The organism is Actinoplanes sp. NPDC049598 (assembly GCF_040675435.1).
In the GTDB taxonomy this organism is placed as follows: Bacteria; Actinomycetota; Actinomycetes; order Mycobacteriales; family Micromonosporaceae; genus Actinoplanes.
In genome coordinates, this window is sequence record NZ_JBFAOX010000009.1 from 339173 (window position 1) to 364631 (window position 25459).

Consider the following 25459-nt stretch of genomic DNA (forward strand, 5'->3'; position numbering starts at 1 on the left):
GAAGGGCCTAGGCCGCCGGGAAGATCACCACGACGACGGCCAGCCGGATCATCCGGGTCTGAAGGACCACATCTTTCCTGCGCTGCTCGTGCAACAGTGACATCGGGCATCGCCTCCCCCCTCAGTGTCCGGGGTGGAGGGTCGGGACGCAGGGGGTTGCAGCTGTGATTGACGTCGCCGCGGGGATCGGGTGGGACGTGCGGGACGGGGTGGGGTGGGTGACCATCAGCAATCCGGCTCGGCGCAACGCGCTGTCGGTGGCGATGATGGGGGCGCTCGCGGCGGCCGTCCGGGAGCTCGACGAGGATGCCGGGGCCCGCAGCATCGTGCTGGTGGGGGCGGGGGAGACGTTCTGCGCGGGGGCGGACATCTCCGAGTTCGCCGCCCATCACGAGTCGGCGGAGCAGCGGCAGGCGTTCGACGAGACGCTGAGCGGGCTCTTCACGACGCTGAGCGGGCTGCGGACACCGCTGATCGCGATGATCCGGGGGCACTGTCTGGGGGCCGGCATGGCGCTCGCGCTCAGTGCCGATCTGCGGATCGCGGCCAAGGGCAGCCGATTCGGTGTTCCGGCGGCGCGGCTGGGGGTCGGCTACCCGATGGCGCTGGCCGAGACGCTCGTGCATGTCGTGGGGCCGGCCCATGCGGGCGACATCCTGCTGACGGCGCGGACCTTCGATGACGGCGAGGCGCTGGCGGCCGGGTTCGTCAACCGGGTGGTTCCGGCCGGGGAGCTGGAGGCTGACGTGCTGCGAACGGCGGCGGCCATCGCGGCCAACGCGCCGCTGTCGGTGCGGGCGGCCAAGGCGTCGATCCGGGCGGCCGCGCATCCGGAGCTGGCCGGGCGGGCCCGGGAACTGATCGCCGCCTGCGCCGGCAGCGCCGACGAGCGGGAGGGTCAGCGGGCCTTCATGGAGCGGCGGCGGCCGGACTTCAGTGGCCGGTAGGAGTCATCGACAGCGACCTGTCCCGGACCAGCGGGACGGCCCAGACCAGCACGATCGCCGCGGCCAGCAGGAGGGGCTGTGGGCCCTGCCCGGCGTGGGCCAGCAACACGATCAGCCATGGGGCCAGGATCAGTGTTCGCAACATGAGCATGGTGGTGGACTTCCCTTCGCGATGACCCGGAGGGGCCAACGGTGGCCCGCCCGGGTCACCGCGGATAGCGGGGCAGGTTGACCTCCATGGCCAGGCCGGCCGGGGAGAGTGGTCGCGCCCGCACGGTGCCGCCCAGCGACGTCAGCAGCTGCCGGACGATCCACAGGCCGAGGCCGCGCTCGTCCGGCGGCGGGGTGCGGCGGCGCAGCGCGGTCTGCAGGGCCGGCGTCGGGCCGCCGCCGTCGGTGACGGTCAGCCGGAGGTGGCGGGCCCGCACGGCCGCGGTGAGCCGCGCCGGCCCGGCCCCGTGCCGGGCGGCGTTGCCGGTCAGATTGGTCAGGATCTGCCGGGTGTGCGCGGGATGGACGGGCCACTTCAGCGCGGCTCGACTGGCCGAGATGGACACCTTCGGCTCGACAAAACCCGACAAGACACCACGCAGTGGTTCAGCTGGGGCGTTGACGCTGTGGCCGTACGCGGTGGAAGCCGCCTGGCTCAGCACGGCGCCGGCGTACTCGACGTGCTCCGCGGCCAGCCGGGCCAGTTCGCTGCGGCGCGGCTCCGGCGGGGCCTCCTCCAGCGCCCGGAGCAGGGCGGCGAGCGTGGCCATGGGCGGGCGGAGCTCATGGCAGAGGCTGCGGGCGAGCACGAGACCGGGGTCGGCCGGCCGGCGCCGGAGAGTCAGTCGCATGACTTGCCCCGCATCGGGCACCCGGGCGTCATGCGCAACATCCGGATCGCCGTCGTCGATGACCACAACCTGTTCGTCCGCGGTCTGGAACTGCTCCTGCCCGAGGTCAGCGACGGGCGGGCCACCGTCGTGGCGACCACGGGGGACGCCGCGTACGCCGCGAGCGTCGTCCGCCACGCCGTGCCCGACGTGGTGCTCGTGGATCTGCGCATGCCCCCACCGGGTGGCCTGCGGGCGATCGAGTCGGTGCGCCGGGCCGCGCCGCGGGCCCGGGTCCTGGCCATGTCGGGCGACGACGACCCGGAGTTCGCGATCGAGGCGTTGCGGGCCGGCGCGAGCGGCTTCCTGCCCAAGAGCAGCGACGCCGCCGACATCATCCAGCCGCTGCTCGCCGTGATCGACGGATGGTCGGTGCTGCCGGAACGGCTGCTGGCCGAGCTCGTCAAGAAGCCGGCGCGGTATCCGGCCACGGAGGCCCTGTCCGACGACGAACGTGACCTGCTGCGGCTGATCGCCGTCGGCGCCTCGACCGTCGAAATCGCCACCAAACTCCACGTCTCGGAACGCACGGTGAAACGTCTTACCGCCACGCTCCTGCGCAAGCTGCGAGTCTCCAGCCGAGCGGAAGCGGCCGCTCTAGCCGGCAGCGCCGGACTGCTGTAGGTCTGCATGGGCACCCGCTTTCCCCCATTTCCTCCGGTCAACCCAGCGTTCTGACCAGCAGAAGCACATTCAAGGCGATGATCAGCAGGGCGGCCGCGGACGCCACGACCGTCGTGATCGGACGGTTCGCCTGCTCGCCCATGATGTCCCGGCGGCGGGTCAGCCAGATCAACGGGACCAGGGCGAACGGCACGCCGAAGGAGAGGACGACCTGCGACCAGACCAGCGCGCTGGTCGGGTCGGCGCCGAGCAGGAGGACGGCCATCGCCGGCGCCATGGTGATCAGGCGCCGGGCCGCCAGGGGGATCGTACGGCCGATGAAGCCCTGCATGACCACCTGGCCGGCGTAAGTGCCGACGCTGGAGGACGCGAGGCCGGAGGCGAGCAGGGCAATGGCGAAGGCCATGGCCGCGTGCCCGTCGAGCACCGAGCCCAACCCGGCGTGGATGCCCTCCAGCGAGTCGGTGTCCTTCACGTCCGAGCCGAAGAACAGCTGCGCCGCGATCACCAGCATGGCCAGGTTGACCAGCCCGGCCGCGCCCAGCGCGACCAGGGTGTCGACGCGCTGGTAGCGCAGCGCCCGGCGCAGGTCCGGCGCCCCGGCCCGGGTCTTGGTCAACGCCGAATGCAGGTAGATCACGTGCGGCATCACGGTGGCGCCGAGGATGCCGGTGGCCAGCAGCAGGCTGTCCGGGCCGTCGAAGGCCGGCACCATGCCGGCGCCGAACCCGCCCACGTCGACGCCGGAGCGCAGCGTGTTGTAGAGGAAGCCGATCAGAATGACCGCCAGGAAGGCGCCGATCACCGTCTCGAACCGGCGGATGCCGCGCCGTTGCAGCTCGAGCACGGCGAACGCGGCGGCGCAGGTGATCAGGCCGCCGGCCGGCAGCGGGATGCCGAAGAGCAGGTAGAGGGCCAGGGCGCCGCCGATGATCTCGGCCAGGTCGGTGGCCATGGCGACCAGCTCGGCCTGCACCCAGAGGCCACGGGCGACCGGCTTGGGCAGCTGCTCCCGGCACAGCTCCGGCAGGTCGCGGCCGGTGACCAGCCCGAGCTTGGCCGACAGGGACTGGATCAGCATCGCCATCAGGTTCGCGGCCACGATCACCCAGACGAGCAGATAGCCGAAGCTCGCCCCGCCGGTGAAGTTGGTGGCGAAGTTGCCGGGGTCGGCGTACGCGATCGCGGCCACGAAGGCGGGACCGAGCCAGGGCGCCACCCGGGACACCCGCTGTCTTAAAGGGAGAGCAACCACCATGCGGACCCGGGTGCCCTCGGGCCGAGGCCCGTACGGGCCGCGGCCGTCCCCGCCGGGCCAACCGTGCGGGTAGCCCGATGTCGTAGGCCAACGACACCCCCGTAAGGAGCACGACATGTTCAAGCACGTCGACTACCTGCAGTTCCAGGCCAAGCCCGAGAAGCCGGACGCGTTCTTCGCGGCCAAGCTCCAGGAGCTCGTGGGTGGCCAGTTCGGCGAGATGACCGTGATGATGCAGTACCTCTGGCAGGGCTGGTCGTGCCGGGTGCCCGGCAAGTACAAGGACATGATCATGGACATCGCGACCGAGGAGATCGGTCACGTCGAGATGCTCACGACCATGCTGGCCCGCCTGCTCGAGGGCGGCCCGGCCGAGGCCACCGAGAAGGCCGCCGCAGCCAACCCGGTGCTGGCCGCGGTGCTCGGCGGGCAGAACCCGCAGCACTCGATCGTCACCGGCGGCGGCGCCATGCCGACCAACAGCCAGGGCGTGCCCTGGAACGCCGGCTACATCGTGGCCAGCGGCAACCTGCTGGCCGACTTCCGGTCCAATGTGTCGGCCGAGGCGCAGAGCCGGCTGCAGACCAGCCGCTGCTACAACATGACCGACGACCGTGGCGTCAAGGACATGCTGCAGTTCAACCTGGCCCGCGACACGTACCACCAGCAGCAGTGGCTGCTCGGCATCGAGCAGCTGATCGAGGACGGCTTCACCGAGAACGGCATCGAGGACTCGAACGCGGAGTTCGAGCACCCGGAGGCCAACCACACGTTCTACAGCTTCGACCCGGAGAGCACCGCGGGCGAGGGCCGGTGGGCGCGCGGACCGGCGCTCAACGGCAAGGACGAGATCATCTACGTGCCGGACGCGCAGCCGCTCACCGACGACAAGCCGCTCGGCCCGGCGCCGGACCCGAAGCTGTACGTCACCTACGACGGCTCGATGGGCAAGGGCAAGCCGGGCACCGGCGCCGGCGCGCACGCCCAGGGCATGGCCAATGTGGTCAACAAGATCAAGGACGTGCTCGACTAGTCCGTTTATCGATGCCCTCCCGAGGTAAGCGGCTCCTGAACCGAACGAAAGGGACGGATCATGGGTCGTACCGGAAGGGCTCTGCTCATAGCCGCGCCGATAGCGGCCGGCGCCGCCGTGGTGGCGGCGAAACGGCGAGGCGGCCGGTCACCGGCATCACGTCGCACACACGTGGTCACGGTGAACCGGCCGCTCTCCGAGCTGCCGGAGTCGCTGGAGGAGCTCAGCCGCAGCGTGGAGATCAGCCTGACGGCCGCTCCGGGCGATCGGGGGACCGAGATCGCCGTACGCATCCCCGAGGGGTCCCCGGTCAGCGAGGGCGAGGTCCGCCGCGCCCTGCGCGAGACCCGTTCGCTGGTCGAGGTCGGCTACGTGCTGAGCCCGGCCGGCCCCCCGACCACTGAGAAGACCCTGTTGAACAAGCCGCTGCGCACGGCCACCGAGCACGGACGCGAGGGAGGACTGCTGTGAAGGCGTTGCAGTGGCAGGGCGTCAACAAACTCGCCGTCGGCACCGTGCCCGACCCGGAGCTGCGCAACCCGGGCGACATCATCGTCAAGGTGAGCCGCACCGTGACCTGCGGCTCCGATCTGCATCTGATCGGCGGCTACATCCCCTTCATGGAGAAGGGCGACGTGCTCGGGCACGAGTTCCTCGGCGAGGTCGTCGAGGTCGGCGCGGACGTGAAGCGGCACCGCGTCGGCGACCGGGTCGTCGTCTCGTCGTTCATCGCCTGTGGCAGTTGCTGGTACTGCGACCAGGAGCTCTACTCGCTGTGCGACAACGGCAACACCAACCCGGCGATCACCGAGACGCTGTGGGGGTACGCGCCGGGTGGCTGCTTCGGCTACTCCCACGCGATGGGTGGCAACGCCGGCAGCCACGCCGAGTACATCCGGGTGCCGTTCGCCGACGTCGGCGCGTTCACCGTGCCCGACGCGGTCAGCGACGAGCGGGCGCTGTTCGCCTCGGACTCGGCCGCGACCGGCTGGATGGGCGCCGACCTCGGCGGCGTGAAACCGGGCGACGTGGTCGCGGTCTGGGGTGCGGGCGCGGTAGGCCAGATGGCGGCCCGGGCCGCGGTGCTGCTCGGCGCCGAGCGGGTCATGGTCATCGACCGGCTGGACAACCGGCTCGACCAGGTGGAGAAGTACACCGGGGCCGAGACGATCAACTACGAGCGCACCGACGTCGCCGGTGAACTGCGCGAACGCAGCGGCGGCCGCGGACCCGACGTCTGCATCGAGGCGGTCGGCATGGAGGCGCACGCGCCGGGCGCCCACTTCGGCTACGACCAGATCAAGCAGCAGCTGCGGCTGCAGACGGACCGGCCGATCGCCGTCCGCGAGGCCGTGCACGCCTGCCGCAAGGGCGGCTCGGTCTTCGTGCTCGGCGTCTACGCCGGTTTCGTCGACAAATTCCCGCTCGGGGCGCTGATGAACAAGGGCCTGACCATGCGCGGGGCGCAGATGCACGGTCAGCGCTACATCCCGATGCTGCTGGAGCGGATGGCCAAGGACGAGGTGGTCACCGAGCACCTGGCGACTCACGTGATGCCGCTGGAGCAGGGACCCGAGGGCTACCGCATCTTCAAGGACAAAGAGGACAACTGCGTCCGTACGGTCTTCGTGCCCTAAGTCTCGTTTCCCCCGGGACGGCTCCGGGGATCCGGGACCATGCGGAAAGCGATCCTTGCAGCAGGAGCAGCCGGCCTGGTCATCGCGCTGGGTGGCTGTGGCTCCGGTGGTGACTCGAGTGCGGCGCCCGCGGCAACGCCGTCGAGCGCCGCGCCGGACACCACGACGGCACCAACAACAGCTCCCACGGCAGCACCGGCGACAAGTTCCGCTGCGCCTGCGGTCAAGGCGTGCCTGAGCAGGAACCTCGAGGTCACCGACGAGGCGGACGAGGGCGGCGGGGCGGCCGGCCATCACGGTGAGCTGCTCGTCTTCGCCAACAAGGGCGACGGCGCCTGCACACTGTACGGCTACCCGGGCGTCTCGTTCGTCGCCGGGGACCAGGGCAAGCAGGTGGGCAGCGCCTTCACCCGGACGCCGGGAACCAAGAAGACTGTCACCCTGGAACCCGGCGACAAGGCGCGCGCGACGATCCTGATCGCCGACTACTTGAACGTGGACGCGGCTGCCTGCAAGCCCGTCCAGGTACGCGGCTACCGCGTCTACCCACCGAACGAGACCGCGTCCGTCTTCGTGGCCAAGCCGCAGACCGCCTGCTCCGCCCCGAACGAGGCAGCCGGCCAGGTCCAGCCCGTGCAGTAAGTTCCGCGACTGTTTCGCCGGATCGGGCCCGCGCCTTAACTGTGACATTTATGCTACAGTGATGGCGTCGGGGATCCGAAGGGACGGGCATGGCGACCGCTAACAGCGCTTTCTGGGAGGACCTCGCCGAGGACCTCAAAGATCCCGAGTTTCTCCGTGCCTACGTCGTCGAGTCGGTCCGCATCGCGACCATCGACGCCGTGGTCAACGCCCTCGACGAGGCCCGCGAGGCGGCCGGCCTGTCCAAGGCCGCTCTGTCCCGGGCCATCGGCGCCAATCCTGACGCCATTCGCCGCCTGTTCACTCACGGATCAGTTAATCCGACCGTGAGTACCGTCGCCGAGATAGCGGCAGCCCTCGGAATGCGCCTCACGCTCGAACCGCTCCCCGCCGCCGAACGCGAACAGATCACGAAGCCGCTTGTCAGCGGCGAGCACAGTGACACCGCAGCCCTTGCCGCCCACCTGCAGATAATGCGGCAGCCGCGGCCGGCTGCCGCCTGAGCACGCTCTACATAAGCGACCGTGGATTGCGGGACCGGTACTCGTCGCCGAGCTCCCGCACCATCTTGTAATCGGTGTCCGACAGCGTCGTGCGGAACGGCTTGTCCAAACCGGTGACCACCACCAGCATCGGTTTGACCCGGCCGGCTGCGCTGTAGTCGAGCAGGCAGTACAGCCGGAAGTGCTGACGACCGGGGCCGTCCACGCGCACCTCGAACCATCCGGTCATGTCGCCGTGCATGGCTTCCCAATAGCCGCCTCCGGCGAACCGCTTCGGCGGTGCGCTTGCCACCGCGACAAGGACCGCGTTGAACTTCGCTCGGACTGTGGGCGGGCAGGCCCTGAGGAATTCACGTCCGGGCACAGTTTCGGCCGGATCGTCGTCACTGTGCCGACGAAAATAGACAATCTCGTGCACGTCATCTGGGGACGGCCCTCTGCGGATGCTCGAAGCCTGCTGAGTCGGCCTTCGAACGTTGCGGCTACGCCGGGAGGCGCGGTCGGGGGACACGGCGCCAGATGCTAGCCATGGCCGCGATCGCACCGTTCCGGCGAACCGCGCCTTGCCACATACGAAACCGCAGCTCTCACCTTTCTCTATCGAAGGTCGCCCTTGTGGCACCGGTATCTAGCGGCGTCAAATTCAGCCAAACGTGTCGCAGTAGGCCAGCTGTAATCGAAGAGCCTGCCCCATGCATGCTCACGCAGTAAGGTCCCCGGCTGCTCCTCGAGCGTGTCAGGGCCAAATTGGGGCCCATGCCGCTTCTGGAGCGCGAGCATGCTTTCGCCTCGCTCGACGACTACGCTCGCGACCCCGAGGTCGGTCTCGTGCTGATCGCGGGTGAGGCCGGTGTCGGTAAGACCAGCCTGGTTGAGGCGTTGCGTTCGCACAGTGGCGCTCTCTGGGCGTGAGGGCTGTGCGACGGGTTGTTCACGCCGCGGCCGCTCGGTCCGCTGTTCGATCTCGCGGCCGAGCTCGGTGGCCGCATCGGTGAGCTGTGTCGCCGTGGGGCGCCGCGCGAGGAGCTCTTCGACGCGTTGCTGCAGCAGGTCAATGCCCGGCCGTACCTTCTGGTGATCGAGGATCTGCACTGGGCCGACGAGGCCACAGTGGACCTCGCCCGCCGCCTGCGGGGCACGCGGCTGATCGTGGCCTACCGGGATGACGAGCTCGACCCGCACCGGCCGTTGCGGATCGCGCTGGGCCGGCTCGGGTCGCTGCGCGGCCCCGCCGGATCCGCCTGGCGCCGCTTTCGCCGGGCGCGGTCGAGGTGCTGGCCGGTGACAGTGGGCTCCTGGCGGCCGAGCTGCACCGGCTGACCGGCGGTAACCCGTTCTTCGTGACCGAAGTGCTCCGGGCCGGCGGCCCGGCTCAGCCGGCGTCTGCTGACCGAGGTTGAGGCGTCGCCCATCAACCGGATCAGCCCGCTGCTCGGCCTGGCCACCGTGCTCGTGCGGCGCGGCGACGAGGACGTCGCGCCGCTGCTGGACGAGGCGGCCGAGACCGCGGACGGCTCGGCCGAACCCCAGTGGATTGTTCTCGCCCGCCTGACCAGGGCGGAGTGGCGATGGTTAGCCGGCTACCCGGAGGAGGCACGCCGCGAGGCCGAGCTGGCGGATGACGTCGCGGGTGAGGGCAACGGGTGGTGGCGCGGAACGGTCGCGGTGTGGCTACGGCGTACGGCCTCGGACCGATCCTGGAAGTCTCCCGTGCCCGAGCCGTTCCAGCTTTTCCTCGACGGCGATTTCGCCGCCTCGGCCGTGCTCGGCAAGCTCGGCGCGCCGTCGCGCACCGGGGCCGCCGTGCTGGCCCGCCGCCGCGGCCTGGTGACTGGGTAGCCGGCGAAGAAAGCTGGGTAACCGCTCCCGATCTCCCGGGCCGGGCCGGCGGTGATAGTCGAAGTCATGAACACCTACATGGATGTCCACACCGTCTCCGGCGGCGTCGACCTCGACGACGTCACGAAGGCCCACCAGGCCGACCCCGCGACCCAGGGCGAGTTTCACGTGAACTACCTGCGCTACTGGGTCGACGAGGCCCACGGCAAGATCTTCTGCCTGGTGGCCGATGAGATTTACCAGGTCAACGAGGGCGCCTGACACCCAACTAGTCAGGCTGTCTGCTAAGCAGCTAGCCTGACTACATGACACCGCGGCCGTGGTTGCACGGCTTTCTCGACCTGTGCCTGCTCGCGATGCTGCGCGAGCGGCCCGACTACGGTTACGGCCTGGCCCAGCGGCTCTCCGCGGCCGGCGTGGCCGACGTGCCCGGCGGCACGCTCTACCCGGCCCTGCTGCGCCTGGAGCAGCAGGGCCTCGCCGTGCCCGACTGGCAGCCGTCGGAGTCCGGCCCCCGCCGCAAGTACTACGCGATCACCCACGCCGGCCGGGAGTTCCTCGACGGCCAGGCCACGGAGTGGCGGCAGTTCCGCGACGGGGTCGACACGCTCATCGAGGCGAGGGCGCCCCGATGAGCGACTGGCCCGAGATGTTCGAGGCCGAGCTGCTCCGCCTCGGCCTGCAACCGGGCCGGGCCAGCCAGCTCGCCGAGGAGACGACCCAGCAGGCCGCCGAGTACGCAGCGCCGCCGGCCGACGTCTTCGGCCCGGCCCACCTCTACGCGCGACACCTGCTGGCCGAGCTCAAAGCCGTTCCCCTGAAACGGCTCGAGCCCGGCCCGGTGCTGCTGCAGCTGCGCGGCGTCGCCAAGCGCTACCGCCGGCGCACCGTCTTCGCCGGCGTCGACCTGCGGGTCCGCGGCGGCGAGGTGGCCGCGATCGTCGGCGCCAACGGCTGCGGCAAGTCCACCTTGCTCAAGATCTGCGCCGGCCTGACCCGGCCCACCGCGGGCGAGATCCGCCGCACCCGGCGGGTCGGTTTCGTCCCGCAGGACGGCGGCACGGCCGGGTGGCTCACCGCCGAGGAACACTTCACGCTCTTCGGCGCCGCGGCCGGCATGGTCCCCGGGCGGGCCCGCTCCACCGGCATCCACCTGGCCAGCCGGCTCGCCTGGCGACCGGGGCGGCGGCAACCCGTACAGCAACTGTCCGGCGGCACCCGGCAGAAGCTCAACCTCGTGCTCGGTGAGCTGCACGCCCCCGACCTGCTGCTGCTCGACGAGCCGTACCAGGGGTTCGACCAGGGCACGTACCTCGACTTCTGGCAGCAGGTCTTCGCCTGGCGCGACGCCGGGCGGGCGGTCGTGGTCGTCACCCACCTCCTGCACGACCTGCAGAACGTCGACCACGTGCTCGATCTGGGCGCGTACTTGACCGGAGGGGAACGATGACGGCCCTGGTGGTGGCGAGCCTGTCGGCCCGCGAGATCTCCCGGCGGTGGGTCGCGCTGGCCCTGGTCGTCGCGCTTCCCCTGTGGTTCTACCTGGTACGCCGTGACCTCGCGGGCCAGTCGACACGCATGCTGGCCCTGGGCATCGGCTGGTCGGTGTCCACCTTGACGCTGTTCGTGGTGAACGCGTCCCGCAGCGTCGACCCCCGGCTCCGGCTGACCGGCGCGTCGACGGCCGGGATCATCGGCGGCCGCTTGCTCGCGCTCTCCGGCGTCGGCCTCTCCGTCGCGTTCGCGTACTGGCTGCTGGTCGGCGTCGACCAGGATCTGCGGAACTGGTGGCTGGCCGGCCTCATGATGGCGGTGACCGCGCTGGTCGCGGCCCCGCTCGGCAGCCTGATCGGCGCGCTGCTGCCCCGCGAGCTGGAAGGGGCGCTCGCCCTGCTCAGTATCTGCGCCGTGCAGATGCTGGCCGACCCGAGCGACACGGTGGCCAAGCTGATGCCGTTCTGGTCGACCCGCGAGATCGGCACGTACGCCGTCGACGGCGGCAGCCTCGACATGGTGTGGCGCGGCCTGGGACACGCCGGGCTGGTCTGGCTGATCTGCACCGGGGGCACTTTGGCCATCTTCAGTAAACGTCTTCGACTGCAAAACTATCCAGAGCCCACCTGACCTGCGAATTCGCTTCTTTGCCGGCCGAGGTGAAGTGGCGTGCGGCACAAACGGTCAGCCAAGATCAGCCGAAAGTACGTATTCGCCTCCACAAGACTTTTATGTCCGATATGCCACGATCTGTGGCGTAAGGCGAAAACAAAGTTGGAGGTCAAATATGAACAAGGCAGTCAAGATGCTGACCATGGCGGGCATGGGTCTCATGGCCAGCGCCGCCATCGGCGCCCCGGCCCTCGCCGCCGACAGCAGCTCCACGGCGACCGCCAAGGGCAACGACACCGCCAAGGTGCAGCGGCACGACCGCGACCAGGTCGTCGGCTTCTACCGGACGCTGCGCGACTGCGAGAAGGCCGGCCGCATCGGCGAGTGGTTCGACCGCTGGGAGAGCTACGACTGCGACCGGGTCCGCTTCGGCTTCCGCCGCGGCTACTGGGCCCTCGAGGTCGAGCGCAACTGGCGTGGTGGCCACGACTTCCGTGACCGCGGCCGTGACCGTGACTTCCGCGACGGCGACCGTGACCGCAACCACCACGACCGCAACCGGGGCGACCACAAGGGCCCGCACCGCAACAACTGAATAACCGCATGACGCGCCGCCGGCCGTGACGCCCCGAACCGTCCCGGCCGGCGGCGTGAGGTAAACCCACCCCGGTGCTCGGGCCGTCCCCTTTCGGGGAGGCGGCCCGAGCATTTATTTATATGTTTTAAATACGCCGCAGGACGCTGACGACCTTGCCGAGAATCGTGGCATCATCACCGGGAATCACGTCATAAGCCGCATTGCGCGGCACCAGCTCGACATGACCGTTCGAACGGCGCAACACCTTCACGGTCGCCTCACCGTCAAGCATCGCGGCGACAATCTCACCGTCCTCCGCCACCCGCTGCTGGCGGACCACCACGGTGTCACCGTCACAGATCGCGGCCTCGACCATCGAATCGCCCTTGACCCGCAGGGCGAACAGCGTGCCCTTGCCAACGAGGCTCAACGGCAGAGTGAGCTGCTCCTCCACATGCTCGTCGGCCAGAATCGGCGCACCGGCGGCAATCGCACCAAGCACCGGCACCGACACATTGCCGTCATCCGGGCTGCGGATGTCGATCGCCCGCGACCCGCGCGCCCCCCGGCGAATCAGGCCACGCTCCTCGAGCACGCCAAGCTGATGAGCCACCGACGACGGCGACTCCAGCCCCACCGCCGCCCCGATCTCACGGATGGTCGGCGGATAGCCATGCCGGTCGATCCAGTCACGGATCATCGAGTAGATCTGCTGCTGTCGCTTACTGAGGGGCACGTCATCCGGGGACGTCATGCGTGCATGTTACTACATTCTTCGATCACCTGTACGAAACACTTTCGAGTGACATCGCCGGATGGCTGCGCCCGGATGGCCGCGCGCAAACGGCCGCGCGCCCGGACGGCCGCGCCGGGCTTGACCGCGGCTTCGGCCGAGGGGTCCGACCCGCCCATGGAGTCCCGACTCGCCTCTGGAACCGTCTGCGCCCATCGGCCCTACTTCGCCCACGGACCTGCCGCTGCCCACGGACCTGCCGCTTCGCGCCGACCTGCCGCGCCCCACGGAGCCCGCCCTCCCTAGGGGGCCTCCTCCTCGGGCAATTATCGCGGAAAAGTGCGAGATCATGTCCGGCCGACAGGCCCGCCTGTGGATAGCCGATGGCCTGTGGATAAGCCGGGGTTGGGTGCTTCGGTGCGGTTAGTCTTCGGAGGGTCGGCGCTGGGTCGGGAGCTCATCCGGCGGGCGTTCCATGCTCATGACAGTCATTTCGCGCTTCTCCGGTTCGGCGCCGCGCGGTGCCGGCGGGATCACCCGGCTGGTCGGGTCGTTGGAGATGTCCGGCTGCTCGGCGTCCACTATGGACATCCGGGAGGCCGGCTGGGGATCCGTGGGGATCTCCGCGGGGCTTGACTGGGGCTGCAGCCGGATGATTTCGGTGCGTTCGCCCGGGGGCTCCACCGAGCCGGGGCGGACTATCCAGGTCTGCTCGGGATCCCGAGGCTGAAGCCGGATCACCTGGGTCTGGTCTCCGCCGACGTCGCCGGTGCCGGTCCCGTTCGCCGTGTGCTCGCCATTGGCGGTGGACACGGTGGCCAACCCGTCAACGCTGATCGCCCGAGTCCGATCCGGGTCCGGTGCGCTGAGCGACCGTGTGGTGTCTGGGTTCGGCGCGCTCAGCGGCCGGGCGGTGTCCGGATCCGGCGCTCTGAGCGGCCGGGTGGTGTCCGGGTCCGGCGCGTCGAGCGATCGGGTGGTGTCCTCGTCACGGGCGGTCAAGGAACGGGTTGTGTCGGGATCCACGGCGGTGGGCGGGCTCGTGGGGTTCTCGTCGGCGTGCGTGGTTGGGGTGGAGCCGTTCGGCAGCGCTATGGGGGCGGTCTCCTCCGGGGGTGTGGCTTCGGCGGAGGGGGTGCTGATGCCGGTCGACTTGACCAGGACGGTGGTGGGGGGCTCGTAGGAAGGTACGGCGACGCGGCGGGTTGACTCGAAGCCCGGAAGTTTGATCGCGCGGGTCTTGTCGGGGTCCGGGGCGTCCAGGGAGCGGGTCCGCTCGAGCCCGGGGGGTACGGCCCGGATGCTCGGAGGGGCCTCGACCTTGCCGGTGACGAGCGAGTATTCCGGCTCCTCGGATTCGCCCGCGGCGGCGATCGGCTGGAGGGGTGACGTTCGCTCGGACTCGTCCGCGGCGGTGGTGGACTGGGCAGGTGAGGTTCGCTCGGACTCGTCCGCGGCGGTGGTGGGCTGGGCAGGTGAGGTTTGCTCGGACTCGTCCGCGGCGGTGGTGGGCTGAGCAGGTGACGTTCGCTCGGACTCGTCCGCGGCGGCGATCGGCTGGGGAAGCGAGGCTTGCGCGGACTCGGGAGCGGCGGTGATTTGCGCGGCCGGCGAGGGTGCGGACTGTGCCGACGTGGCTTGGTCCGGCTCCTCGGGTTGGGGCTGGGCCGCGGCGGGGGTGGGCTGGTCGGTGGGTGTGCTCGGGGGAGCTGGGGCGGCGGCTGAGCGGCTGGTGGTCGGGCTGGTGCCGAAGGCCGCGACGGAGGTGGACTCGTCGGAGGAGACCACGACCGAGGTGGGGCGGGCGGTGGGGGCGATCAGCCGGGAGAGGGTGGACTCCAGGTCGCGTTCGTCGGAGGTGGAGGGTGTGGTGGCCGGTTCCACGCGGATCGGGCTGGCGGCTGGGGCCTTGGTGGTGTGGCCGTTCTCGGTGGGTGCGGGCTGACCAGCGGGGGCGGGCGGGGAAGGCTCGGCGTTGGTGACCGTCGCGGATTCGTCGGAGGTGACCACTACGCCGGTGGGGCGGGGGGTCGGGCCGATCAGGCGGGCGAGGGTTGATTCGAGGTCGCGCTCGTCGGAGGCGTAGGTCGTCTCGACCGGGTCCACGCGAAGAGGCTTGGCCGCCGGGGCCTTGACCACCTGGCCACTTTCGGCCGGGGTGGCCGTCGCGGGGGCGGTATCCCCGATGACGGAGGTCGGCTCGTCGCCACCGGGAGAGACCACGGTGGGCTCGTCGTCGCTGGGAGACGCCGCGGTTGGCTCGTCGCTTGGCGCGCTGACGGATGCGGTGGTCGGCTCTTCGGGGCGGAACGCGACGGTGGGGTCGTCGTTCGATGAGTGCGGGGGCGGAACGACGATCGTGGGGTCGGCGGCGGTGGAGGGCAGGCGCAGGACCGTGGTCGGGTCGCTCCCGCCGGTGGGATGGGAGGTGGGCAGCACCGTCGTCTCCAGGACGGCGGCCGGGGTGGTCGGAGCGGGAGCGGCGCCGCGGAAGCGGCCGATCTGGCCGATCAGCGGGAGGACCGGCGGCTCGTAGCGGGCCCAGCGGCGTGCGCTCAAGGCCGTGCAGATCAGCGGCACGGCCAGCATCGCGGCCAGGCCGTAGCCGGGGCGGCTCAGGTCGAAACCTTCCTTGGCCACGTCGGCCGGCCACAGATCGGCGTAGGCCGAGGGTGACTCCAGGGCCCAGATCGAGACCCCCAGGAAGGCCAGGCCCGCCACCAGCGGTCCGAGCGGGGAGATCGGGGCGAGGAGCAAGATGCCGTACGCCGCGCCGGCGAGCAGCAGCAGGGACAGTCCGCCCCAGGATTCGACCGCGAAGTCGTCGCGCCCGCGGGTGGTCAGGTCTTGGGTGAGGCCCACGCCGGCGAGGATCCACACCGCCGGTGCCAGCACGAGGGCGTACAAGATCGACCGGAAGTGACGCAAGGTTTTTCTCCCACCATGGCTCGCTGCTCAGGAACCGTACCGTCGTCGGGCAAGCCGCGAAAAGGACGCAGTAGCGTACGCCGCATGAGTGATCAGCCCACTGGTCGGCCGACGTCGTACTCGCGGGTCACGCTGAGCCGGATCATGACCGCGGTGGACGTCAATCTGTACGGCACCGTGCACGGCGGGGTGCTGATGAAGTTCGTCGATGACGTGGCCGGGGCGGCCGCGGCCCGGCACAGTGGCGGCACCGCGGTGACGGCGGCGATCGACGAGATCGTGTTTCTGGAGCCGGTGCGGGTGGGTGACCTCGTGCACGCGTACGCGCAGGTGAACTGGACCGGCACGAGTTCGATGGAGGTCGGCGTGAAGCTGGTGGCCGAGCGCTGGGACGTGGTCAGCCCGGAACCGCTCACGGTGGCCACCGCCTACCTGGTGTTCGTCGCGGTGGATGTGGCCGGTCACCCCCGGAACGTGCCTCCGGTGTTGCCCGAGCACATGGACGACGAGCGCCGTTTCCGCGAGGCTCTGATCAGGCGCGAGCACCGGCTGGCCCGCCGGTCGGCGATTCAGCGGGCCCGGGCCGAGGCGAACGCGACGGAGTGAGCGTTGACGCGAACGTGACTGAGTGAACGTTAAGGTGAGCGCATGACGGGCAGAGTGTTGTGGGAGCCGCCGGCCGACGTCCGCGAGACCTCGCGGATCGGGGACTACATGTCCTGGCTGGGCAAAGACCATGCCGACTACGCGTCGCTCTGGCAGTGGTCCGTCGACGACCTGCCCGCTTTCTGGCGCTCGATCTGGGACTACTTCGACGTCCAAGCCGATCGGCCGCCCCAGGAAACGCTGAGAGACACGGGCATGCCCGGCGCCGAGTGGTTCCCCGGCGCCACGCTCAACTACGCGGAGAACGTGCTCCGCATGCCGGGTCTCGACGACGATGAGCCGGTCGTCATTGCGTACAGCCAGAGCCGTGACCGCAAGCAGCTGACCGTGCGTGAGTTGCGCGATGAGGTCCGCCAGGTCCGAGCCGGGCTCAAGGCCCGTGGCGTCACCAAGGGGGACCGGGTCGCGGCCTACGCCCCGAACATCCCCGAGACGTACGTCCTGATGCTGGCCACCGCGAGTCTCGGCGCGATCTTCTCGTCGTGCGCGCCCGAGTTCGGCGTACGCAGCGTGATCGACCGCTGGCAGCAGATCGAGCCCAAGGTTCTGGTCGCGGTCGACGGCTACATGTACGGCGACAAGGCCGTCGACCGCCGCGCGGAAGTCGCCGCGATCGTCGAGGCGCTGCCGTCCATCGAGCATCGGGTGACGATCGGTTACCTGCACGGCGGCGGCGACTTCGACGATTTGAAAAACGACGAGCCGATGGCGTACGAGCACGTGCCGTTCGACCATCCGCTCTACGTGCTCTACAGCTCCGGCACGACCGGCCTGCCCAAGCCCATCGTCCACGGCCACGGCGGCATCCTGCTGGAGCATCTGAAGATGCTCGCCCTGCATCACGACCTCGGGCCCGGCGACCGCTTCTTCTGGTTCACCACGACCGGCTGGATGATGTGGAACTTCCTGGTCAGCGGTCCGGCGGTGGGCGCGGCGATCGTCATGTTCGACGGCAACCCGGCCTATCCGACCCTGTCGGCCCTCTGGGATCTGGTCGACGAGGCCGGCATCACCTACTTCGGCACCTCCGCCCCGTACCTCATGGCCTGCCGCAAGGCCGGGCTGACGCCGCGCAAGCGGCTCAAGGGCATCGGCTCGACGGGGGCGCCGCTGCCGGCCGAGGGCTTCGACTGGGTCTACGAGGCGGTCGGTTCGGAGCTGCAACTGCAGTCGCTGTCCGGCGGCACCGACGTGTGCACCGGCTTCGTCGGGTCGGCGCCGCTGCTGCCGGTGGTCGAGGGCAAGATCGCCTGTCGCGCTCTGGGGGCCAGGGTCGAGGCGTACGACCCGTCGGGCCGGCCGGTGATCGGGGAGCTGGGCGAGCTCGTGATCACCGCGCCGATGCCCAGCATGCCGGTCGGTTTCTGGAACGACCCGGACGGCAAGCGTTACCGCGAGGCGTACTTCGACTACTTCCCGGGGGTCTGGCGGCACGGCGACTGGATCACCATCGGCGAGGACGGGAGCTGTGTGATCACCGGGCGCTCCGACGCCACGCTCAACCGGGGCGGCGTGCGGCTGGGCACGGCCGAGTTCTACTCGGTGGTCGAGAGCCTGCCCGAGATCGCCGATTCGGTCGTCGTCCACCTCGAACAGGACGGCAACCCGAACGGTGAGCTGCTGCTGTTCGTCGTGCTCGCCGAGGGTTTCATCCTCGACGAGGCCCTGCGCAAGCGGATCGGGGGAGAGCTGCGGGGGGCGCTGTCGCCCCGGCACGTCCCCGACGAGATCCATGCCGTACGGGCGGTGCCGCGCACCCTCTCGTCGAAGAAGCTCGAGGTGCCGGTCAAGCGGATCCTCACCGGTACGCCGGTCGAGTCGGCCGCGGCCACCGGGGCGCTGGCCAACCCGGATTCACTGCTGGAGTTCGTGGAGCTGTTCAGTAGACGAAGGTGACCTTCTCGGACTCGGCGCGGGCCTCGGTCTTCGCCGGGTCCAAGTGGGCGCAGAGGACGATCGAGGCGCCGGCGACCAGCGGGGCGAGCAGCCACTCGACCGGGTCGGGGTGCCGGGCCGCGTCGATGAGCACGCGCGCGCCGGCCGGGATGCCCATGGCCGCGGCCTCGGCCAGCACGTCACGATGCGTACGGCCGTTGAGCGCCTTGTCGTCCGCCGCGACCGGCTGCCCGGGGAAGTAGTCGCCGTGCTGGCGTACCTCCAGGACGTAGTCGGCGAAGCCGGCGGGCAGCTCGCGTAGGGGCATGGCGAAGGGCAGCAGGCCCGTGGCGTACCTGTCTGGTGCTTTTGTCGCAGTGGTCTGTCCTGGCGTGGCGAACACGACCTCCGCCGACTCTGTGTCCTCGGTCTCGGCGGCCAGACCGGCCGACCACGCGCCAAGCAGGACGGCCGCGGTCTGCCAGTGCGGCGGCAGGTGAACGGCGGCGGTGTCGCCGCTGCCCAGCCCGAGACCGTCGACCAGCAGATTCGCTGTCTTGGAGACCCAGTTGTCCAGAGTCGCGCCGGACAATTCGGTTCGATCACCACTGGCGTCGTCATAGAACGTCAGCAGCGGAGAAGCCGGGTCATTCCGGACGGCGGCAGCGAAGATCCGCGGGATCGTTGGGTCCACGGCCACCACGATAGTGTCGTGACTGTCGGTAATCGATCCTGGACGCGCGATGAGTTCGCCGAAACGCCGGGAACAACGCGGTGTCGCCGTCACATGCGCGATGCATTGCGGGCGTAGTCTTGCGAGTGGTCTGAATTACAACCTCTTTTGGAGTTGCCTCGTGACCGCCGGTCGCCCCCCGCGAGTGCTCGTAGACGCCACTAGCGTCCCCGCCGACCGAGGAGGCGTCGGCCGATACGTCGACGGCCTGCTCGGAGCCCTCGGGCAGATGGACCCGGACCGGGTCGATCTGGCCGTCGTGGCCCAGCGTTCGGATGCGGAGCGTTACAGCCGTCTGCTCGACGACAAGGCCGAGGTGATCGCCGGCCCGGCCGCCGTCGCCCACCGGCCCGCCCGGCTGGCCTGGGAGCAGACGGGCCTGCCGCTGCTGGCTCAGCAGGTCGGCGCCCAGGTGCTGCACTCGCCGTTCTACACGTGCCCGCTGCGCGCGGGCTGCCCCGTCACGGTGACCGTGCACGACGCCACGTTCTTCACCGAGCCGGAGCATTACGACAACACCAAGCGGACCTTCTTCCGCAGCGCGATCAAGACGTCGCTGCGCCGGGCGGCCCGGGTGATCGTGCCCAGCAAGGCCACCCGGGACGAGCTGATCCGCCTGCTCGACGCCGACCCGACCCGCATCGACGTGGCGTACCACGGGGTCGACCAGGCCGCGTTCCACGCGCCGACCGAGGAGGAGAAGGCCCGCGTGCGGGCCCGTCTCGGTCTGACCGACGCCGGCTACGTCGCGTTCCTCGGGGCCAAGGAGCCCCGCAAGAACGTTCCGAACCTGATCCGCGGCTGGGCCCGCGCGGTCGCCGACTGGCCGCACCCGCCGGCGCTGGTGCTGGCCGGCGGCCAGGGCCACGACGACGAGATCGACCGGGCCGTGGCCGAGGTGCCGTCGCACCTGCGGCTGCTGCGCCCGGGCTACCTGCGCTACGCCGACCTGCCCGGCTTCCTCGGCGGCGCGCTGGTCGCCTGCTACCCGTCGTTCGGCGAGGGCTTCGGCCTGCCGATCCTCGAGGCCATGGCCTGCGCCACGCCGGTGCTCACCACCCCGCGGCTCTCGCTGCCCGAGGTCGGCGGCGACGCGGTGGCCTACACCACGGAGGACCCCGACCGGATCGCATCGGACCTGGCCGATCTGCTGCACGACGAGCCGCGCCGGTTGACGCTCGCCAAGGCCGGCTTCGATCGGGCCAAGGAGTTCACGTGGCAGTCGAGCGCCGAAGTACATGTCACAACCTGGAAACGAGTTGCGGCCCTCTGACCTTTACACTCTGTGCACATGAGCGATCAACTCGGTGGTCTCTACGGCGTGGTACTGGCCGGTGGCACAGGCACTCGTCTATGGCCTCTGTCCCGGGCGGGTCACCCGAAGTTCCTGCACCCATTGACCGGCACTGACGCCTCGTTGCTGCAGGCCACGGTCCAGCGGCTCGACCTGCTGGCGCCGCTCGACCGGATCTTCGTGGTCACCGGCGTGGCCCACGCGGCGGCGGTGGCGCGCCAGCTCGACAGCGTGCCCGACACCAACGTGCTGGTGGAGCCGTCCCCGCGCGACTCGTGCGCGGCCATCGCGCTCGCCGCGGCCGTCATCGCCCGGCGCGACCCGCAGGCGATCATGGGCTCGTTCGCGTCGGACCACCTGATCGCCGACAAGGAACGGTTCACCGAGGTCATCCGGCAGGCGATGGTCGGCGCCCAGCAGGGTCTGCTGATGACGCTGGGCATCACGCCGACCCGCCCGGAGACCGGCTACGGCTACCTCCAGTGCACCGCGCCCCTCGGCGACGGCCCGGTGCTCGGCGTCGAGGAGTTCAAGGAGAAGCCGACCTACGACGTGGCCGAGAGTTACGTGAAGTCGGGCAACTATCTCTGGAACGCCGGCATGTTCGTCTGGCGGGCCGACGCGTTCCTGGCCGAGCTGTCGCGGCAGCAGCCGCAGCTGGCGGCCGGCATCTCCCGGATCGCCGCGGCCTGGGAATCGCCCGAGCGCGAGGAGGTGCTGGGCGAGGTCTGGCCCACGCTGCCCCGCATCTCGGTCGATTACGCGGTCATGGAGGGTGCGGCCACCGTGGGCCGGGTCGGCACCGTCCCCGGCGACTTCGGCTGGAACGACGTCGGCGACTTCCACACCCTGGGCGAGGTTCTCGCGGCCGACCCGGCGGGCAACGTGGTGGTCGGCCAGGCCGTCGAGCAGCACGCCAAGTCGGGCGTGCTCCTGCGCGACGCCGAAGGCCTGGTCGTCGTGCCGACTCCGGGCCGGCTGGTCGCGGCCATGGGCGTCCGCGACCTGATCATCGTGGACACGCCGGACGCCGTGCTGGTCTGCCCGCGCGAGCGCGCCCAGGAGGTCAAGCACCTGGTGGACGAGCTCAAGGAGCTGGGCGAGCACGACTACGTGTAGCCGGCCCCGGCCCAGCGTGCGGGCCCGGCCCGCGCGGCTCACCCCGCTCGGACATTTCGGAAATTTCTGACTGCGGTAAAGTGCCCGGATGTCTGACGACGACTTCCGGGCCGACGTGATCAGCGCGGCCGAAGAGCTGGTCCGCGAGCGGCTGGGCGCCGACGCCACCGGGCACGACTGGTTCCACGCCGACCGCGTACGGCGGATGGCCCTGCGCATCGCCCGCGAGGAGGGCGCCGACCTCTTCGTCGTGGAGCTCACCGCGCTGCTCCACGACATCGCCGACTACAAGTTCTCCGGCAGCGAAGAGGCCGGCCCGCAACTCGCCCAGGCCTGGCTGATCGGCAAGGGCGTCGGGACGGAGACGGCCGAGGCGGTCGCCCACATCATCAGGCACCTGTCCTACAAGGGCGCCGGCGTGGCCGACGTGGAGCTGAGCCTCGAGGGCCAGTGTGTCCAGGACGCCGACCGCCTCGACGCGCTGGGCGCCATCGGCGTGGGCCGCGCCTTCGCCTACGGCGGCTGGGACAAGCGCCTCATGCACGACCCCGACGTCGCGCCGACCATGCACGCCGACGTGGCGTCCTACCGGGCGGCCAAGGGCACCACGGTCAACCACTTCTACGAGAAGCTGCTGCTGCTCAAGGACCGCATCAACACCAAGGCCGGCGCCCGCATCGCCGAGCACCGCCACCAGGTCCTGTCCGACTTCCTGGACGAGTTCCTCGCCGAGTGGGACGCCAAGGACTGAGGCCCCCGGGCGGGGCCGCCGGCTCGCCGACGGCCCCGCACGCCCGCTCAGGATCGGCCGAGCGCCGCGAGCAACGCCACCGCCCGCCCGGGTTACGAGTGGCTCAGGGCCGCGAGCAACGCCGCCTCGCGCTCAGGCGGCAGGGGTTCTGTTCCGGCCGCCGGGCCGCCGCGGGCCCGGTCCCAGGCGAGGGTGTCGGCGACCGTCTCGGTCAGCGGGCGGTGATTCAGCCCAGCCGCCCGGGCCCGGGCGCCGTCGACGAGGTTGGCCGCGGACCACTCCGGGTCGGCGATCCACAGCGGGACGCCCATCCACGGGTCGAGCCCCGCCGCCAGCAGCACCGGAGTCGGAACCCACACCAACTCGGCCGGCACCCCGGCCACGTGGCGGCAGGCCTCCAGCAGCGTGGCCATCGGCAGGGTCTCGCCGACCGCGTTGAAAATGCCGGACGCCTCGGTCGTGACCAGCCAGCGCGCCAGGTCCCGGGCGTCGATGACCTGCATCGGGTCGGCCGGCCGCCCCGGGGCCAGCACCCGCCCGCCCCGGGCCAGCCGGCGCGGCCAGTACGGGAACCGCTCGGTCGGATCGTGCGGCCCGACGATCAGCCCCGGCCGCACGACCAGGGCGCGATCGCCGAACCCGTCCAGGACGACGCGTTCGCAGGCTGCCTTGAGCCCGCCGTACGAGTCGTCGACCAGCGTCGCCGCCCCTTCAACCGGCGGAACGCTCTGATCGGCGTAGACCGACGCCGACGAGATGAACACGTAACGGCCGGCGCCGCCTTCCAGAGCGGCGACCGACTTGGCGACCACCTCGGGGCGATAGCCGGCGACATCCAGCACGGCGTCGAAGTGCCGCCCGGCCAGCGGGGACAGATCGGCCGTCCGGTCCCCGAAGACGCTTTCCGCCTGCGGGAAGAGGCCGGGATTGGTGAGGCCGCGGTGGAACAGGGTCACGTCATGACTGGCGGCGAGCGCCGCCTCGACGACGGCACGACCGGCGAACCGGGTGCCGCCGAGCACCAGAAGATGCACGGGAGAATTCTCCAAACGATGAGTCAGATCGATTTCGGGCATGCGAGGACCAGGCACTGAGCGTGCATAACCTCACCCCGATACGAACTCATCGCTCGACGTCCCCCGACGGGACCGAGACGGCGACAGCTTAGCCGCCGGAGAGCTCCAGGCGCAGGCCGTCCTCGTGGGGCAGGGAGAGGGTCGGGATGCCCTCGGCGGCCAGGGCGGCGCGCAGGCGGTGGGCGTCGGCGCCCAGGGTCATGTAGCCGGCCGGGCTGGCGTCGCGGGTGCTCAGGTGGAAGGCGGCGGTGGCGCCGCTGCCGGCGATGGCCTCGGCGGGGGCGAGCACAGTGGCGTGCGACAGCGTGACCAGGGACAGGGCGCGCTCGACGGCGGCCGGGTCGACCGGGTGGCCGGGCAGGGCGGCGAGCGGGCCGTCGGGGAGCTGGGCGGCGTCGCGCAGGCCGGCGGCGCGGGCCTCGGCCGTGCCCAGGCTGAACATGTCGCTGGCGGCGTCGCGGAGCAGGACCGCGGCGCCGTCGGTGTCGCGCAGACCGGAGCGGGGGTAGCCGCGGACCACGGCCACCGGCACCGCGTCGACCTTGCCCTTGACCAGCTCGCCGGCCGCGGCCAGCTCGTCGATCACGGCCATCTGGGTGATCTCGAGCAGGTTGCCGTACGGGTCGGTCTCGCCGCGGTGGTCGCGGACCGGCTCGATGCCGGCCGCGCCCAGGGCGACGTCGGTCAGGCCGTTGCGCCAGGCCCGGCCCATCGTGTCGGAGACGATGACGCCGACGTCGAGGCCGTGCGCGCGCAGCCCGTCGCGCAGGCGCCGGGCCGAGGCGTCCGGGTCGGCCGGGAGCAGGACCAGGTGGGTCTTGTCCACGTTGGAGGCGTCGATGCCGGCCGCGGCCATCACGAAACCGTGGTGGGTCTGCACGATCGTGGTCGGGCCGCGGCGGGCCACCACCCGGGCCGTCTCCGACTCCAGGGCGGCGACGCGGGCGGCGTCGCGCTCGGGACCGTCGGCCGGCACCTCGACCAGGCGGCCCTCCGCCTTGGAGACGATCTTGCTGGTCACGACCAGGATGTCGCCGTCGGCCAGCCAGGGCGCGGCCGCGGTGATCAGGGCGGCCAGGTCGTCGCCGGCCACGACGTCGCCGATGCCGCGCACCGGCCGGATCTCGAGCCCGTCAGTCACGCCAGTCGCCCTTCTCGAGCAGAGAGGTCACCGCGCCATCCTTTCCCGCCGGCGGGCGGGTGAGGCGCGGAGGAGAGGAGCGTCACGCCACGCCGGCCAGGGACAGGGCGTCGGCGACCATCCGGGCGGTGGTCTCCTCGGAGCTCATCCAGAGCGGGACGGCCCGGGTCCGTACGCCCGGGATCTCGACCCCGGCGTCGCTGGAGTCGACCAGCCAGCCGTCGAGCACGCCCTCGCCCGAGCGGGCCCCGTAGAGGGCCCCCACGGCGGCCGGGGTGACCTCGACGCCGATCGTGGCCAGGCATTTGTCGGCCATGCCGCGGATCGGGGAGTCGCCGATGATCGGGGAGAGGCCGACCACCGGGGCCGGCCCGGCCACCAGCGCGTCGCGCAGCGGGCCGACCGCGAGGATCGGGGCGATGCTGACGACCGGGTTGCTCGGGGCGATCAGCACCACGTCGGCCGAGGCGATCGCGTCGAGCACGCCGGGGGCGGGCTTGGCCGCCTCGGCCCCGACGAAGACGAAACGGTGGGTGGGCACGTCGCCGCGGTAGCGGACCCACCACTCCTGGAAGTGGATGGCCTTGCGCTCGCCCTCGACGTCGGCCACCACGTGGGTCTCGAGCCGGTCGTCGGTGGCCGGCAGGATCGTCACACCGGGCTCCCAGCGGGTGCACAACGCGGCCGTGACCTGGGACAACGGATAGCCGGCGGTGAGCATCCGGGTCCGTACCAGGTGGGTTGCCGTGTCCTTGTCACCCAGGCCGAACCAGGACGGCTCGGCGCCGTAGGCGGCCAGTTCCTCTTTGACCACCCAGGTCTCGCCGACCCGGCCCCAGCCGCGCTCGCGGTCGTGGGCGCCGCCCAGCGTGTACATCACCGAGTCGAGGTCGGGGCAGATCTGCAGGCCGTGCATGCGTACGTCGTCGCCGACGTTGACCACCGCGGTGACCTCGGCCCCGATGGTCTTGGCGTGGGCGCGCACGCCGACGAGGAATTTGGCGCCGCCGATGCCGCCGGAAAGGACCACGATCCGCATCCCCCCATCCTCGCGCACGGCGTATCGGTGCACCGTGCGGCCCCGGACTACGCTGAG

At 70.7% G+C, this 25459-nt stretch carries 30 protein-coding genes; 20 read left to right on the forward strand and 10 right to left on the reverse strand.

Annotation, left to right across the window (positions count from 1 at the left end):
- The first annotated feature begins 164 nt into the window (after positions 1-164).
- Positions 165-947, forward strand: a complete 783-nt coding sequence (locus tag AB0J66_RS22770) for an enoyl-CoA hydratase-related protein (RefSeq protein ID WP_364663812.1) — start codon at positions 165-167, stop codon at positions 945-947.
- Here the strand turns inward: AB0J66_RS22770 and AB0J66_RS22775 are convergent.
- A complete protein-coding gene (locus tag AB0J66_RS22775; RefSeq protein WP_364663815.1) occupies positions 934-1092 on the reverse strand; it encodes a hypothetical protein in 159 nt (52 codons plus the stop codon). The two genes, AB0J66_RS22770 and AB0J66_RS22775, sit on opposite strands and share 14 nt — an antisense overlap.
- Positions 1093-1153: 61 nt before the next feature.
- Complete coding sequence (locus tag AB0J66_RS22780) at positions 1154-1789, reverse strand: ATP-binding protein (RefSeq protein ID WP_364663818.1); 636 nt, start codon at positions 1787-1789, stop codon at positions 1154-1156.
- A 30-nt stretch (positions 1790-1819) separates the two neighbouring features.
- On the opposite strand from AB0J66_RS22780, the gene AB0J66_RS22785 reads away from it, so the two are divergent.
- Positions 1820-2452, forward strand: coding sequence for a response regulator transcription factor (locus AB0J66_RS22785; protein WP_364663821.1), 633 nt, complete (start codon positions 1820-1822; stop codon positions 2450-2452).
- Between the two features lie 37 nt (positions 2453-2489).
- Here AB0J66_RS22785 and AB0J66_RS22790 read toward each other — a convergent pair whose 3' ends face one another.
- On the reverse strand, positions 2490-3710 hold the full coding sequence (locus AB0J66_RS22790; RefSeq protein WP_364663824.1) for an Nramp family divalent metal transporter: 1221 nt from the start codon (positions 3708-3710) through the stop codon (positions 2490-2492).
- Between the two features lie 115 nt (positions 3711-3825).
- Between AB0J66_RS22790 and AB0J66_RS22795 the strand changes: the two genes are divergently transcribed.
- The 5 genes from AB0J66_RS22795 (at position 3826) to AB0J66_RS22815 (ending at position 7525) form a co-directional block, all read left to right on the forward strand.
- A complete protein-coding gene (locus AB0J66_RS22795) occupies positions 3826-4743 on the forward strand; it encodes a manganese catalase family protein (protein ID WP_364663826.1) in 918 nt (305 codons plus the stop codon).
- A 60-nt stretch (positions 4744-4803) separates the two neighbouring features.
- Positions 4804-5214, forward strand: coding sequence for a hypothetical protein (locus AB0J66_RS22800; protein WP_364663829.1), 411 nt, complete (start codon positions 4804-4806; stop codon positions 5212-5214).
- Positions 5211-6380: a zinc-dependent alcohol dehydrogenase gene (locus tag AB0J66_RS22805; RefSeq protein ID WP_364663832.1), complete on the forward strand. Its 1170-nt coding sequence runs from the start codon at positions 5211-5213 to the stop codon at positions 6378-6380. Before AB0J66_RS22800 ends, AB0J66_RS22805 begins: the two co-directional genes overlap by 4 nt.
- A gap of 39 nt (positions 6381-6419) precedes the next feature.
- Positions 6420-7022 carry a DUF4232 domain-containing protein gene (locus AB0J66_RS22810; protein WP_364663835.1) on the forward strand — a complete coding sequence of 201 codons (603 nt, stop codon included), beginning with the start codon at positions 6420-6422 and terminating at the stop codon, positions 7020-7022.
- 89 nt (positions 7023-7111) lie between these two features.
- Positions 7112-7525, forward strand: coding sequence for a helix-turn-helix transcriptional regulator (locus AB0J66_RS22815; protein ID WP_364663837.1), 414 nt, complete (start codon positions 7112-7114; stop codon positions 7523-7525).
- Between the two features lie 7 nt (positions 7526-7532).
- Here the strand turns inward: AB0J66_RS22815 and AB0J66_RS22820 are convergent, their stop codons facing one another.
- Positions 7533-7943, reverse strand: a complete 411-nt coding sequence (locus AB0J66_RS22820) for a hypothetical protein (protein WP_364663839.1) — start codon at positions 7941-7943, stop codon at positions 7533-7535.
- Positions 7944-8281: 338 nt separating this feature from the next.
- On the opposite strand from AB0J66_RS22820, the gene AB0J66_RS22825 reads away from it, so the two are divergent.
- The 8 genes from AB0J66_RS22825 to AB0J66_RS22860 all read left to right on the forward strand — a co-directional run bounded on the left by AB0J66_RS22825 (position 8282) and on the right by AB0J66_RS22860 (position 12065).
- Positions 8282-8437, forward strand: coding sequence for an AAA family ATPase (locus tag AB0J66_RS22825; protein WP_364663841.1), 156 nt, complete (start codon positions 8282-8284; stop codon positions 8435-8437).
- Positions 8438-8452: 15 nt separating this feature from the next.
- Positions 8453-8845: a hypothetical protein gene (locus AB0J66_RS22830; protein WP_364663844.1), complete on the forward strand. Its 393-nt coding sequence runs from the start codon at positions 8453-8455 to the stop codon at positions 8843-8845.
- Between the two features lie 126 nt (positions 8846-8971).
- Positions 8972-9364, forward strand: a complete 393-nt coding sequence (locus AB0J66_RS22835; RefSeq protein ID WP_364663847.1) for a hypothetical protein — start codon at positions 8972-8974, stop codon at positions 9362-9364.
- Between the two features lie 66 nt (positions 9365-9430).
- Positions 9431-9625, forward strand: a complete 195-nt coding sequence (locus tag AB0J66_RS22840; protein ID WP_364663850.1) for a nickel-binding protein — start codon at positions 9431-9433, stop codon at positions 9623-9625.
- A gap of 44 nt (positions 9626-9669) precedes the next feature.
- Positions 9670-9999, forward strand: coding sequence for a PadR family transcriptional regulator (locus tag AB0J66_RS22845; RefSeq protein WP_364663852.1), 330 nt, complete (start codon positions 9670-9672; stop codon positions 9997-9999).
- The gene (locus AB0J66_RS22850) at positions 9996-10814 is read left to right on the forward strand and encodes an ATP-binding cassette domain-containing protein (RefSeq protein ID WP_364663855.1); all 819 of its coding nucleotides are present in this window, start codon (positions 9996-9998) and stop codon (positions 10812-10814) included. Before AB0J66_RS22845 ends, AB0J66_RS22850 begins: the two co-directional genes overlap by 4 nt.
- Entirely contained in the window at positions 10811-11488 is a 678-nt protein-coding gene (locus AB0J66_RS22855; protein WP_364663858.1) for a hypothetical protein, read from the forward strand. Before AB0J66_RS22850 ends, AB0J66_RS22855 begins: the two co-directional genes overlap by 4 nt.
- A gap of 157 nt (positions 11489-11645) precedes the next feature.
- The gene (locus AB0J66_RS22860; RefSeq protein WP_364663861.1) at positions 11646-12065 is read left to right on the forward strand and encodes a hypothetical protein; all 420 of its coding nucleotides are present in this window, start codon (positions 11646-11648) and stop codon (positions 12063-12065) included.
- A 127-nt stretch (positions 12066-12192) separates the two neighbouring features.
- Here the strand turns inward: AB0J66_RS22860 and lexA are convergent, their stop codons facing one another.
- Both lexA and AB0J66_RS22870 read right to left on the reverse strand, forming a co-directional pair.
- Positions 12193-12801, reverse strand: coding sequence for a transcriptional repressor LexA (lexA, locus tag AB0J66_RS22865; protein ID WP_364663864.1), 609 nt, complete (start codon positions 12799-12801; stop codon positions 12193-12195).
- A 402-nt stretch (positions 12802-13203) separates the two neighbouring features.
- Positions 13204-15642 carry a hypothetical protein gene (locus AB0J66_RS22870; protein ID WP_364663867.1) on the reverse strand — a complete coding sequence of 813 codons (2439 nt, stop codon included), beginning with the start codon at positions 15640-15642 and terminating at the stop codon, positions 13204-13206.
- Positions 15643-15792: 150 nt separating this feature from the next.
- On the opposite strand from AB0J66_RS22870, the gene AB0J66_RS22875 reads away from it, so the two are divergent.
- Both AB0J66_RS22875 and AB0J66_RS22880 read left to right on the forward strand, forming a co-directional pair.
- Positions 15793-16314, forward strand: coding sequence for an acyl-CoA thioesterase (locus AB0J66_RS22875; RefSeq protein ID WP_364663869.1), 522 nt, complete (start codon positions 15793-15795; stop codon positions 16312-16314).
- 42 nt (positions 16315-16356) lie between these two features.
- Positions 16357-18270: an acetoacetate--CoA ligase gene (locus tag AB0J66_RS22880; protein ID WP_364663872.1), complete on the forward strand. Its 1914-nt coding sequence runs from the start codon at positions 16357-16359 to the stop codon at positions 18268-18270.
- Here AB0J66_RS22880 and AB0J66_RS22885 read toward each other — a convergent pair.
- The gene (locus AB0J66_RS22885) at positions 18254-18943 is read right to left on the reverse strand and encodes a TIGR03089 family protein (protein WP_364663875.1); all 690 of its coding nucleotides are present in this window, start codon (positions 18941-18943) and stop codon (positions 18254-18256) included. The genes AB0J66_RS22880 and AB0J66_RS22885 overlap by 17 nt on opposite strands.
- A gap of 160 nt (positions 18944-19103) precedes the next feature.
- Between AB0J66_RS22885 and AB0J66_RS22890 the strand changes: the two genes are divergently transcribed.
- The 3 genes from AB0J66_RS22890 (at position 19104) to AB0J66_RS22900 (ending at position 22146) form a co-directional block, all read left to right on the forward strand.
- On the forward strand, positions 19104-20255 hold the full coding sequence (locus tag AB0J66_RS22890) for a glycosyltransferase family 1 protein (protein ID WP_364663878.1): 1152 nt from the start codon (positions 19104-19106) through the stop codon (positions 20253-20255).
- An 18-nt stretch (positions 20256-20273) separates the two neighbouring features.
- The gene (locus tag AB0J66_RS22895) at positions 20274-21395 is read left to right on the forward strand and encodes a sugar phosphate nucleotidyltransferase (RefSeq protein WP_364663880.1); all 1122 of its coding nucleotides are present in this window, start codon (positions 20274-20276) and stop codon (positions 21393-21395) included.
- Between the two features lie 88 nt (positions 21396-21483).
- Complete coding sequence (locus tag AB0J66_RS22900; protein WP_364663882.1) at positions 21484-22146, forward strand: HD domain-containing protein; 663 nt, start codon at positions 21484-21486, stop codon at positions 22144-22146.
- 92 nt (positions 22147-22238) lie between these two features.
- On the opposite strand, the gene AB0J66_RS22905 is transcribed toward AB0J66_RS22900, so the two are convergent.
- The 3 genes from AB0J66_RS22905 to cofD all read right to left on the reverse strand — a co-directional run bounded on the left by AB0J66_RS22905 (position 22239) and on the right by cofD (position 25402).
- Positions 22239-23180: an NAD-dependent epimerase/dehydratase family protein gene (locus tag AB0J66_RS22905; RefSeq protein WP_364663885.1), complete on the reverse strand. Its 942-nt coding sequence runs from the start codon at positions 23178-23180 to the stop codon at positions 22239-22241.
- 130 nt (positions 23181-23310) lie between these two features.
- Entirely contained in the window at positions 23311-24363 is a 1053-nt protein-coding gene (locus AB0J66_RS22910; protein WP_364663888.1) for a coenzyme F420-0:L-glutamate ligase, read from the reverse strand.
- An 82-nt stretch (positions 24364-24445) separates the two neighbouring features.
- On the reverse strand, positions 24446-25402 hold the full coding sequence (gene cofD, locus AB0J66_RS22915; RefSeq protein ID WP_364663891.1) for a 2-phospho-L-lactate transferase: 957 nt from the start codon (positions 25400-25402) through the stop codon (positions 24446-24448).
- Positions 25403-25459: the final 57 nt, after the last annotated feature.